The sequence below is a fragment of the Neisseria sp. HMSC065D04 genome, assembly GCF_001815675.1.
Classification (GTDB): Bacteria; Pseudomonadota; Gammaproteobacteria; order Burkholderiales; family Neisseriaceae; genus Neisseria.
This window is the reverse complement of the sequence record NZ_KV821475.1, coordinates 1-12,161: the sequence shown is the minus strand read 5'-3', so window position 1 is coordinate 12,161 and position 12,161 is coordinate 1. Positions and strand designations below refer to the sequence as shown.

8 protein-coding genes are annotated in these 12,161 nt (G+C 55.5%); 7 read left to right on the top strand and 1 reads right to left on the bottom strand.

Annotation, left to right across the window (positions count from 1 at the left end; genetic code table 11):
• Positions 1 to 112 precede the first annotated feature (112 nt).
• Positions 113 to 1,765, top strand: a complete 1,653-nt coding sequence (locus HMPREF3050_RS01595; protein WP_070773220.1) for an ArnT family glycosyltransferase — start codon at positions 113 to 115, stop codon at positions 1,763 to 1,765.
• A gap of 298 nt (positions 1,766 to 2,063) precedes the next feature.
• On the opposite strand, the gene HMPREF3050_RS01590 is transcribed toward HMPREF3050_RS01595, so the two are convergent.
• Entirely contained in the window at positions 2,064 to 3,047 is a 984-nt protein-coding gene (locus tag HMPREF3050_RS01590; protein ID WP_070773219.1) for a porin, read from the bottom strand.
• Positions 3,048 to 3,361: 314 nt separating this feature from the next.
• Between HMPREF3050_RS01590 and HMPREF3050_RS01585 the strand changes: the two genes are divergently transcribed.
• The 6 genes from HMPREF3050_RS01585 to HMPREF3050_RS01550 all read left to right on the top strand — a co-directional run bounded on the left by HMPREF3050_RS01585 (position 3,362) and on the right by HMPREF3050_RS01550 (position 12,066).
• Entirely contained in the window at positions 3,362 to 4,987 is a 1,626-nt protein-coding gene (locus HMPREF3050_RS01585) for a peptide ABC transporter substrate-binding protein (RefSeq protein WP_070773218.1), read from the top strand.
• A gap of 103 nt (positions 4,988 to 5,090) precedes the next feature.
• Positions 5,091 to 6,887 carry an aminopeptidase P family protein gene (locus HMPREF3050_RS01580; RefSeq protein ID WP_070773217.1) on the top strand — a complete coding sequence of 599 codons (1,797 nt, stop codon included), beginning with the start codon at positions 5,091 to 5,093 and terminating at the stop codon, positions 6,885 to 6,887.
• A 528-nt stretch (positions 6,888 to 7,415) separates the two neighbouring features.
• Positions 7,416 to 8,336 (top strand): oligopeptide ABC transporter permease OppB, encoded by a 921-nt coding sequence (gene oppB, locus HMPREF3050_RS01565; protein ID WP_003741770.1) that lies wholly within the window; start codon positions 7,416 to 7,418, stop codon positions 8,334 to 8,336.
• 72 nt (positions 8,337 to 8,408) lie between these two features.
• Positions 8,409 to 9,317, top strand: coding sequence for an oligopeptide ABC transporter permease OppC (gene oppC / locus HMPREF3050_RS01560; protein WP_049231158.1), 909 nt, complete (start codon positions 8,409 to 8,411; stop codon positions 9,315 to 9,317).
• Positions 9,318 to 9,339: 22 nt separating this feature from the next.
• Entirely contained in the window at positions 9,340 to 10,944 is a 1,605-nt protein-coding gene (locus tag HMPREF3050_RS01555; protein ID WP_070773214.1) for an ABC transporter ATP-binding protein, read from the top strand.
• Positions 10,945 to 11,592: 648 nt separating this feature from the next.
• A complete protein-coding gene (locus HMPREF3050_RS01550) occupies positions 11,593 to 12,066 on the top strand; it encodes a hypothetical protein (protein ID WP_070773213.1) in 474 nt (157 codons plus the stop codon).
• Positions 12,067 to 12,161 lie beyond the last annotated feature (95 nt).

The following is a 12,161-nucleotide window of genomic DNA, read 5'->3' as shown; positions in this document are numbered from 1 at the left end:
CTTGTCCTGATTTAAAGTTAATCCACTATAAAAACCCAAATCCCTCCTTTCAGACGACCTCCCGCCGAATCTTTGCTAAACTACACGAAAATACGTTCACATCCTCAAAACTATGCTCACTTACACCCCGCCAGACCCGCGCCAACCTGCCAAAACCCATGAAAAACCCTGGCTCTTGCTGCTGATGGCATTTGCCTGGCTGTGGCCGGGCGTGTTTTCGCACGACTTGTGGAACCCCGCCGAACCCACCGTCTTTACTGCCGTCGAAACTTTAGACGCAGGCGCGACGCCGTTGGTCGCCCATGTGTTGGGACAGCCGGATTTTCAGATTCCGCCCGTCTATTTGTGGGTGGCGGCGGCGTTCAAACACCTGTTGTCGCCTTGGGCGGCGGACGCTTATGATGCCGCGCGTTTTGCGGGCGTCTTCTTTACGATTATCGGGCTGACCGCCTGCGGTTTTGCCGGATTCAACTTTTTGGGCAGGCACCACGGGCGCAGCGTCGTCCTCATCCTGATCGGCAGCATCGGGCTGCTCTCGGTCGCGCACTTCCTCAACCCCGCTTCGGTCGCCTTTGCCGCATCGGGTATGATATTGTGCGGCTTTTCGTTGGCGCAACGCCGCGTCATTACCTCTTCCCTGCTGCTGGGCTTCGGCTGGGCGTTGCTGTCGCTTTCATCGGGCTATCTGATGACCGCCGCGCTGATGTTTTTAGCCCCCGCCCTGCTGCTCGATGCGCAATGGCGCGTCAAACGCTATTACCTGACGCTGGTCGGCGCGTTTGCCATCGGACTGCCACTGTTGACGGTTTATCCGCTCATCTTCTCCAGAACGCAGCCCGAACTGTTTTCCATCTGGCTGCAACATCATTCGCTCGGCGCATTCGGCGGTTTAGGTGGTTTTCAGACGACCTTCAGCCTGTTCTATTACCTGAAAAACCTGCTCTGGTTTACCCTGCCCGCATGGCCGCTCGCCGCATGGACGTTAAGCCGCCCCCGCATCCGCGAGAAAAACTGGAGCGTATTGTGCATTTCGTGGTTCCTCATCGTCCTCAGCATACTCGCCGTCAGCCCGCAACGCCTGCAAGACAACCTCGTCTGGCTGCTGCCCCCGCTCGCCCTGCTCGGCGCGGCGCAACTGGACGGACTGCGGCGCGGCGCGGCGGCGTTTATCAACTGGTTCGGCGTTATGGCGTTCGGATTGTTCGCCATCTTCTTGTGGACGGGCTTCTTCGCCATGAACTACGGCTGGCCTGCCAAACTCGCCGAACGCGCCGCCTATTTCAGTCCGTATTACACACCTGACATCGACCCGATACCGATGGCGGTCGCCCTGTTGTTTACCCCGCTGTGGCTGTGGGCGATTACCCGCAAAAACATCCGCGGCAGACAGGCAGTGACTAACTGGGCGGCAGGCGTTACGCTGGCGTGGGCATTGCTGATGACCCTGTTCCTGCCGTGGCTCGACGCCGCCAAAAGCCACGCGCCCGTCGTCCTCCAAATGGAAGCCTCCCTCTCCCCCGAACTGAAACAACGGCTTTCAGACGACCTCGAATGCATCAGCATCGCCAACGAAGACCACCGCGCCCGCATCGCTTGGGCGCAATACAGCGACTTGACACTCCATATCGACGACGCTGCCTGCCGCTACCGTCTGGTGCAGCAGCCTAAAAATACCGACGCGCCTCAAGGTTGGACGAAAATCTGGCAGGGCGCGCGCCCAAGGAACAAAGTGGAAGGCTTCGCCCTGCTGGAGAAAGCGGAATGAATCCGCTAGGGGCGTGAATGGCAAACGTCGTCTGAAGATCGGTTTCAGACGACGTTTTTTCATGAAGATTTGAACATAGGAAACATCGTTTACAAGAATGCGCCTGGCAGGCGTTTGATATAGTGGATTAACAAAAATCAGGACAAGGCGGCGAAGCCGCAGACAGTACAGATAGTACGGCAAGGTAACGCCGTCCTGGTTTAAAGTTAATCCACTATAAACACAAAGGTCGTCTGAAAACCCATATTCAGGTTTTCAGACGACCTTTTATGCCGCAAATTATGCTTCAAATCCCGTGTTATTGCAGGCTGTGTTCCAATGACACGCCTGCCGCCCAGCCGGTTTTGGGGTCTTTGCTTTCTTTGACTACGCCTGAGTTGAACGAGAGGGTCGTGCGTTTGGAGAATTTGTATTCGGTGTTGAACGCGAGCTGTTTGTAGTTCTTGCCGGTATCGGAGCGGCCGTAGGCAACGCCGAGTTTGGGGGTGATGTTGCCCATGGTGTAGCCGGCGGTCACTTGGAAATCGCGGGTGTTGGTATTGGTTTTGGTTTCGTCTTCCCAGTGGAATTTGTCGGCGACATTGCGGGCGTACATCATGCCGGCGGCGAGGTGGAGGTTGTCTTTGTCGTAGCCGACTTTCATGGAATGAACCTGTCTGTCTTTGGTATCGTCAGGCGAACCGTTGCGGGCGTATTCGAGGGCGTAGTGGGCGTTGAAGCCGTTGGTCGGGTGTTTGTAGTGCAAGCCTAAGCCCGCCATCCAGTCGCCGTTGCGCTTTCTGTCTTTGTATTTGTTGGCACCGGGCGCGATTTGGACGCGGTAGTTGAAGCCGTTGTCAAAGGTTTTGGATTCGTAGTTCAGGGCGATTTCACGGCCGCCGAAACGGGTCATGCGCCCCATGGTTTGGGTGTGGTTGTTGCCGTTGAACGCGTCTTGTTCGCCGGTCAGGTAGTGCATGGGGGTACTGAGCCAGCCGGCGCGGACGGTACCGAAATCGCCGCGCAGACCGATGTAGGAGTCGTCCGTACTCCAGCCGTTGTAGTCGAAGGCGACGAATGAATTGACGCCGTAGATGAGCTTGAGGTCTTTGTCGAGTTTTTCACTGCCCATAATCCAGATGCGGCTGTTGTTGTCGGATATATCGGTAGCGGATTGCCCTTTGCCGTTGCGTTCGTGTTCGATAGAAATAAATATCCGTCCGCCGATTTTGGCTTCGTTATCGGATGCCAATGCGGGGACGGCAAGCGGGACGGCAACCGCAATCATTAATAACTTCTTCATTTTATTCTCCTTTTGCTTGATTTTTCTGAGGCTGCGTTTAAACAGGGTTTTATACTATTTGAGGCTTGCAAAAAAATCAATATTTTTGTAATCGATTGTAACTTTTATTTCAAAAAATGTTTTTTACGGCGTTTTTTTGTGTTATCTTGCAAACCGATTCCCAAAACGGGCGGATTTTTTCAAATACCCATAGAGAATAAATCTTTTTATCCGCCAAAAATCAGAATATTTCCCTACCATGTAGTCATATGTAGTTTTTTATTTTTTGCAAAACGCAAGATGGAGGGAGAGATAGCGAGAAGAGGAGAAAAAACGTGCTGCCGAACAAACCTTATTCCATATCGGCTTTATCGCTTGCCATAGTGCTTGCGCTGTCGGCGTGTCATCGCGAAGTCAAGCCCGCGCCCGAATTCAAGCGCAGCGAATACAATAAAATCGTCATCAGCAACGCGGTCGAACCGAGTACGCTCGACCCGCAGAAAAGCTCGGATATGGCGGCAGGCGCGATTATCCGTCAGATGATGGACGGCTTGGTCAGTACAGATGCCGAAGGCAAAACCATTCCTGCCTTGGCGTTGAAATGGGAGTCGTCGGACGAAGGGCGCGTTTGGACGTTCCACCTGCGCGATGCAAATTGGAGCAACGGCGACCCGATTACCGCCGAAGATTTCGTTTACAGCTTCCGCCGCCTCGCCGATCCTGCAACCGCCGCGCCTAACAGCAGCTATTTGGAAGACGCGAAAATACAGGGTGCGGCGGAAATCCTGCAAGGCAAGGCGAAGCCGGATACTTTGGGCGTCAAGGCTTTGGACAAGAAAACGCTGCAATTCACGCTCACCGCGCCCGTGCCATATTTCCCCGATATGCTGATTCAGCAGTTTACCTATCCCGTCCACCGCGCCACAGTCGAAAAATTCGGCGAAAAATGGACGCAGCCGGGCAATTATGTTTCCAGCGGCGCATACATCCTCAAAGAATGGCGTGTCAACAGCCACATCACCATGGATAAAAACCCTGCTTATTACGACAGCAAAAAAGTATCCATCCCGCAGGCGGTGTTCCTCGCCATCGGCAAAGAATACGACCGCTACCGCGCCGACGAAGTGGACGTTACCTACGGCATCCCTTCCGATCAGATTAAGATTGCCGAGAAAGAATTTCCCGGGCAGGTTCGGCGCGCGACTTTGCTGTGTTCTTGGTTTTTAGAGCCGAACTTGGAATCCGCCGAATTTAAAAATCCCAAAGTCCGCCGCGCGCTCAACCTGCTGACCGACCGCGCCATCATTACCAAAGTTGCCGGACGCGGCGACAAGGAAGCGTTCCAGCTCACCCCGCCGAATATGCAGGGCGGCGGCGAATCTGCGCCTGCGTGGAAGCCGCTCAAGCGCGAAGCGCGCATTGCCGAAGCAGAAAAACTCTTGCGCGAAGCGGGTTACAGCGAAGAGAAGCCGCTTGAGTTCCAAATCGTCTATACCACCAGCGAGGCCGCCAAAAAACAAATCACCGCGCTGCAATCCATTTGGAAGGCGACCGTGCCGTTCGTTCGCCCCACGTTGATGAACGAAGAATGGAAAACCTTCTTGGACAAGCGCATGCAGGGCAATTTCAGCATGGCGTTCGCGGGCTGGTGTTCCGACTACAACGACCCTGCGGGCATGCTCAATATTTTCAAATCCAACAATCCGAACAACGCCTTCCATTACAAGAATCCCGAATTCGACAAGCTGATGAACAGCACGCTCGAAGCGGGCATTTCCGCCGAAGAACGCGCCCGCCGCTACATCAGCGCCGAGGCGATGCTGCAACGCGACGACGCCTTTATCCCGCTGTATCACCAAGTCAGCATCAATCTGGTGAAACCCGACATCCAAGGCTACTCCGACCGCGACCCGCTGAAAAACTACACCATCAAAAATTGGTCGTTTGCACCCAAGAAGTGATTTGATAACATAGACACGTTTTTCAGACGACCTCTCTGTACATCAAGTTAATCCGCTATAAAAAGGTCGTCTGAAACCGCGAAACCTATTGGAGAATCCGTTCATGAATACCGTATCGAATTACCTGTCCGCATTGCGCGAAGCCATGAAGGCGCAAGGTCTGGACGCACTCGTCATCCCCTCCGCCGACCCCCATCTTTCCGAATACCTGCCTGCACACTGGCAGGCGCGCCGCGAGTTGTCGGGCTTTACCGGCTCGGTCGGCACGTTCGTCGTTACCGCCGACGAAGCGGGCGTGTGGGTGGACAGCCGCTATTGGGAGCAGGCGACCAAACAGCTTGCGGGCAGCGGCATCGAGCTGCAAAAAAGCGGGCAAGTTCCGCCGTATAACGAATGGCTCGCGGCAAACCTGCCCGAAAACGCCGCCGTCGGCATCCCATCCGATATGGTGTCGCTCACCGGCAAACGCACTTTGGCGCAATCCCTGACCGCCAAAAACATCCGCATCGAACACCCCGACGACCTGCTTGACCAAGTGTGGACAAGCCGCCCTGCCATCCCCGCCGAAACCGTGTTCATCCACGACCCCGCCTACGTCTCTGAAACCGCCGCCGAAAAACTCGCCTGCGTGCGCGCCGTCATGGCGGGAAAAGGCGCGGATTACCACTTGGTTTCCTCGCTTGACGACATCGCTTGGCTGACCAACCTGCGCGGCAGCGACGTGCCTTTCAATCCCGTTTTCGTGTCCTTCCTGCTTATCGGCAAAGACAATGCCGTCCTGTTTACCGACCAAGGTCGTCTGAACGCCGAAGCCGCCGCCGCGCTGCAAACCGCAGGCATCACGGTCGAACCTTACGCCCAAGTTGCCGACAAACTCGCGCAAATCGGCGGCACGCTGCTTATCGAGCCGAACAAAACCGCCGTCAGCACCCTCGTGCGCCTGCCCGAAAGCGTGCGCCTGATCGAAGGCATCAACCCGTCCACCTTCTTCAAATCCGTCAAATCCGAAGCCGACATCGCCCACATCCGCGAAGCGATGGAACAAGACGGCGCGGCGTTGTGCGGCTTCTTCGCCGAGTTTGAAGACATCATCGACAACGGCGGCAGCCTGACCGAAATCGACGTGGACACCATGCTCCACCGCTACCGCAGCGCACGTCCGGGCTTCATCTCATTGAGTTTCGACACCATCGCGGGCTTCAACGCCAACGCCGCCCTGCCGCATTACAGCGCAACGCCCGAAAGCCACAGCACCATCAGCGGCAACGGCCTCCTGCTCATCGACTCCGGCGCGCAATACAAAGGCGGCACGACCGACATCACCCGCGTCGTCCCCGTCGGCACACCGAGTGTCGAACAAAAACGCGACAACACCCTCGTCCTCAAAGCCCATATTGCGCTTGCCGAAGCCGTGTTCCCCGAAAACATCCTCTCACCGATGATAGACGCCATCTGCCGCAAACCCCTGTGGCAGGCGCAATGCGACTACGGCCACGGCACAGGCCACGGCGTAGGCTACTTCCTCAACGTCCACGAAGGCCCGCAAGTCATCGCCTGCGCCGCCGTTCCCGGTCCGCAGCACGCCATGAAAAAAGGCATGGTAACCTCCATCGAACCCGGACTCTACCGTCCCGGCAAATGGGGCATCCGCATTGAGAACCTCGCCGCCAACCAAGCCGTCGCCAACCCGCAGGAAACCGAGTTCGGCAGCTTCCTCTACTTCGAAACCCTGACCCTCTGCCCCATCGACACCCGCCTGATGGACACCGCCCTCATGACCGACGGCGAAATCGACTGGGTCAACCGCTACCACGCCGAAGTCCGCCGCCGCCTCGAGCCGCTGACCGAAGGCGCGGCAAAAGCATGGCTGATCAAACGCACCGAACCGCTGGCGCGCTGACGGCAAAGGTCGTCTGAAACGACCGTGGTGCGGGTTCTCACCACGAACCCGCGCCAACCCAAAAGGTCGTCTGAAAAACAACCGTAGCGTGGGCTTTGCCCACGAATCCGCGCCAATCCCAAAGGTCGTCTGAAAACGGCCGTAGCGTGTGCTCTGCCCACGAAAAACACCAGCAAAAAGGTCGTCTGAAACCCAAAATCCGGTTTCAGAAGACCTCCGAAACAAACCCATAACGCAGGCTGCCACCCGCAACCGCCGCAATAAAAAACCGTCCGAAACCCCATCCAAAGTGTTCAGACAACCATAAAAGCCGTAGCGTGGGCTTTGCCCACGAAAAGCATCAGCAAAAAGGTCGTCTGAAACCCAAAATCCCGTTTCAGACGACCATAAAAGCAAAAGCCCGCACACTCCAAAACCAAGGGCCTGACTACAAAGAAGAGAAACCATCCCAAGCGTCCGAACACCCGTTCAGACCGCCTTCCCGTATTCAGGCATATTCCGACCCACCAAGCCCCGAGCAGGTACGATATGCTGAAATTCATCATCCGCCGCATACTTTCCGCCATCCCCACCATGCTGGTACTGATTACCGTCTCATTCTTCCTGATGCGGCTCGCACCCGGCAGCCCCTTCACCGGCGACAAAAACGTACCGCCCGCCGTACTGGCCAACATCGAAGCCAAATATCATCTGAACGACCCGATGTACCTGCAATACTTCAACTATCTCAAACAACTCGCCCACGGCGACCTCGGTCCCTCATTCAAATACAAAGACTACAACGTCAACGAGCTGCTCGCCCAAGCCCTGCCCGTTTCCGTCGAGCTGGGCGTGTACGCCTTCATCATCTCCACCGTCTTGGGCGTACTCATGGGCACCATCGCCGCACTCAGGCGCAACACATGGGCGGACTACACCATCATGACCGCCGCCATGACCGGCATCGTCGTCCCCAGCTTCGTCAAAGCCCCCATCATGATTTTCATCTTCGCCATCACCCTCAAATGGCTGCCCGCCGGCGGCTGGAACGACGGCTCGTTGACCAGCCTCATCATGCCCGTCGCCGCCCTCTCCATCGGCTATGTCGCAGGCCTCGCCCGCATCACGCGCGGCGCGATGATAGAAGTGTTGAACAGCCCCTACATCCGCACTGCCCGCGCCAAAGGATTATCAATGAACAGCATCGTCCTGCGCCACGCCCTGCGTCCCGCCATGCTGCCTATCCTTTCCTATCTCGTTCCTGCCTTCGTCGGCATCATCACCGGCGCCATCGTCATCGAAAGCGTCTTCGGTCTGCCCGGCATCGGACAACTCTTCGTCAACGGCGCGCTCAACCGCGACTACGGCATGATCTTGGGGCTGACCATCCTCGTCGGCGTACTGACCATCGTCTTCAACGCCATACTCGACATCCTCTACGCCCTGATCGACCCCAAAATCCGCTATTAAAAGCAAAAAAGGTCGTCTGAAAACCGGTTTTGCCGTTTTCAGACGACCCCGAACAAAACAACGGAGAACACCATGCTATTCAACAAGAAAAATTCCCGCGCCATAGCAGAAGCCGCCGAACAGGCACAAGTACACGGACGCAGCCTGTGGCAGGACGCATGGCGGCGTTTCAGCAACAACAAAGCCGCCCTGTGCAGCGTCTTCATCCTTGCCGCCATTATCCTCTTCGTTATCGCCGTCCCCTGGGTCAGCGCCTACACCTACGACCACACCGACTGGGACAACATGCAAATCCCGCCCTCCTTCGCCACCCGCCACTACTTCGGCACCGACCTGCTCGGACGCGACCTCTTCACCCGAGCCGCCGCCGGCGGACGCATTTCCCTGCTCATCGGCATTGCAGGCGCACTCGTTGCCGTCGTCATCGGCACGCTCTACGGCGCACTCGCAGGCTTCTTCGGCGGCAAACTCGACTCCGTCATGATGCGCCTGCTCGAAATCCTCAACGCCTTTCCGTTCATGTTTTTCGTCATCCTCTTGACCACCTTCTTCGGGCGCAACCTCTTACTCATCTTCGTCGCCATCGGACTCGTCTCATGGCTGGACGTCGCCCGCATCGTCCGCGGACAAACCCTCAGCCTCAAACACAAAGAATTCGTCGAAGCCGCCCGCATCACAGGCGTATCCCGCCGCCGCATCGTTACCCGCCACATCATCCCTAACGTACTCGGCGTCGTCATGGTTTACGCCTCCCTGCTCGTACCCGGCATGATCATGTTCGAATCCTTCCTCAGCTTCCTCGGATTGGGCGTACAAGAACCCAAGACCAGTTGGGGCTCCATGCTCCAAGAAGGCGCAGCCTCCATGGAAGCCGCCCCGTGGCAGCTCCTCGTCCCCTGCTTCTTCCTCGTCGCCACCCTCTTCTGCTTCAACTTCATCGGCGACGGCCTGCGCGACGCACTCGACCCCAAAGACCGCTGACACACACCACGAGGACACACCCATGAACACCCCGTTACTCACCGTCGAAAACCTCGACATCCGCTTCCAACTCCACGAAAAAACCGTCCACGCCGTGCGCAACATCAGCTTCAAAGTCGCCAAAGGCGAAACCCTCGCACTCGTCGGCGAATCCGGTTCCGGCAAATCCGTTACCGCCATGTCCCTCATGCGCCTCCTGCCCGAAAACACCACCCGCTACGGACAAGACTCACGTATCACCTTCGACGGCACATCCATCCTCGACGCAGACGAAAAAACCCTCCGCAGCCTGCGCGGCGGATGCATCAGCTTCATCTTCCAAGAGCCCATGACCTCGCTGAACCCCTTCATGAAAATCGGCACCCAGCTCATGGAAGCCCTGCGCGTCCACAACAAAACCATCACCCGTAAAGCCACCCGCGAACGCATCCTCGACCTCCTCAACCGCGTCGGCATCCGCGAAGCAGAACGTCGTCTGAAACAATACCCCCACGAATTCTCAGGCGGCCAGCTCCAGCGCATCATGATCGCCATGGCGCTGCTCAACGAGCCCGCCCTGCTCATCGCCGACGAACCCACCACCGCCCTCGACGTCACCATCCAGGCAGAAATCCTCGACCTCCTCCACGACCTCCAAAAACAAATGGGCATGGCGATAATCTTCATCACCCACGACCTCGGACTCGCCGAACACTACGCCGAAACCGTCTGCGTCATGAAAGACGGCGAAATCGTCGAGCGCGGCAAAATCAAACAAGTTTTCGCCAACCCCACCCACCCCTACACCGCCCAACTCATCCACTCCGTCCCCAAAGGCATGAAAGACCCCGTAGAAGGCAACCCGCCCGAACTCATCCGCGCCGACGGCATCAATGTCCACTTCACCCTCAAACACAACTTCTTCGGCAAACCCCTCAAAACCTTCCACGCCGTCAAAAACATCAGCCTCACCATCCGCCAAGGCGAAACCCTCGGCATCGTCGGCGAATCCGGTTCCGGCAAATCCACACTCGGCAAAGCCATCATGCAAATGCTCCCCTACCAAGGCAACATACACTTCGACGGCAGCGACCTCGCCGCCCTCACCCCCGAGCGATCGCGCCAGCTCAAAGCCGAACGCCAAATGGTCTTCCAAGACCCCTACGGCTCACTCTCACCCCGCCTCACCGTCGGCGAAATCATAGGCGAAGGCCTCACCGTCCACCGCCCCGAAATGACCAAAGCCCAACGCACCGAACTCGTCCTCAAAGTCCTGGACGAAGTCTCCCTGCCCGCCGACGCCCTCAACCGCTACCCGCACGAATTCTCAGGCGGACAACGCCAACGCATCGCCATCGCCCGCGCCCTCATCCTGCGGCCCAAGTTCATCCTCCTCGACGAACCCACCTCCGCCCTCGACCGCTCCGTCCAAATCAAAGTCGTCGAACTGCTGCGCGAACTCCAAACCAAATACGGACTGACCTACATCTTCATCAGCCACGACCTCTCCGTCGTCCGCGCCGTCAGCGACAACGTTGCCGTCATGCAGCACGGAGAACTCGTCGAATACGGCAGCGCAGACCAAATCTTCCACCACCCGCAGAAAGACTACACCAAACGCCTCATCAACGCCGCCTTCGACCTCTGACCCAAGGTTGCCTGAAACCCAACGTAGCGTGGGCTCCGCCCACGAATCCTGCCAACCTCAGAAGGTCGTCTAAAAACCCAGCGTAGCGTGGGCTTCGCACACGAATCCCACCAACCCCAAAGGTCGTCTGAAACTGAAAAATACAGTTTCAGACGACCTTTTTATGCTCCAAACAACCATTATCCGTGGGCAAAGCCCACGCTACCGCTCCCGCATTGCTAAACCAATTCCAATATTTCAAAAATATAACGAATGCAAACGCCCCCATATCTCCATTCTCCGCTGAAACCACACAACCCGTAGCGTGGGCTTCGCCCACGAACTACACAAATACCAAAAGGTCGTCTGAAAACCCACTTTCAGACGACCTTTCATCCCCCTTCCCTCCCAAACCACCCATACAACATCTTTACCTCTTATCATCCGTTGTTTATCCTACCTGTCATTTTGACTTATATTCAGACTTTCATCATAAACCTCATGGCTGACCGCCAATCCTACCCCGTTCTTTCGCCGCCATCGAAACCGCCAACACCCAAGAACATTACCCAACCAACAGCCGCAACCATGATAAGCATGATATTTACGCAAAAACTATTCGAAAAAAGACAAACCTGCTTTTGCCATCTTATCCAGAGGAGTTAAAAAGTGTCGAAAGGTAAATATTTAATTTTTATCGCAGTTCTATTTCTAACTTCATGTATCGTTTCTTTTAATGGTTATGAACTGCAACCTAAAAATTATGTGATCAACAAAGAATTTGATGAAGTTGTATTTGATATGGATTTTATCAATACAAAACAAAAAATGATAAATAATTTAAGAAAAGCAAATGCATACCACGCTAATTGTGAAAGCAGCGAACGAACATATGTTGTAGATTTATTGGGTTTTGTTGATTCAGAATCTAGTGATATAAAAAATATCCGGAGTGATAGGTTGACAGGAAGTGTACGACTATGCAGCAATGATGACCGATTCAATTGTGTACAGGAAAAATTTAAACAAAAAAGATATACATTTAAATGTATAGCTGTGTTCTATGAAGGAATGGAGCGTGGTTATCGATCCAAGCCTTTTGTCATCGATTTTGATACACGGACGCTTAAAAAAGAACTGTAAGCCTAGATTGGACTGAACCCAATATTTTTAGCGATTTGAAGGTGTCATTACTCTACGCCCAACCTTGTATATCGAAACACCCGTATCATAGCAAC

Coding starts and splice junctions, on each gene's coding strand:
- HMPREF3050_RS01590 (WP_070773219.1), bottom strand. CDS start 3,047: ATGAAGAAGTTATTAATGATTGCGGTTGCCGTCCCGCTTGCCGTCCCC.
- HMPREF3050_RS01595 (WP_070773220.1), top strand. CDS start 113: ATGCTCACTTACACCCCGCCAGACCCGCGCCAACCTGCCAAAACCCAT.
- HMPREF3050_RS01580 (WP_070773217.1), top strand. CDS start 5,091: ATGAATACCGTATCGAATTACCTGTCCGCATTGCGCGAAGCCATGAAG.
- HMPREF3050_RS01555 (WP_070773214.1), top strand. CDS start 9,340: ATGAACACCCCGTTACTCACCGTCGAAAACCTCGACATCCGCTTCCAA.
- oppB (WP_003741770.1), top strand. CDS start 7,416: ATGCTGAAATTCATCATCCGCCGCATACTTTCCGCCATCCCCACCATG.
- oppC (WP_049231158.1), top strand. CDS start 8,409: ATGCTATTCAACAAGAAAAATTCCCGCGCCATAGCAGAAGCCGCCGAA.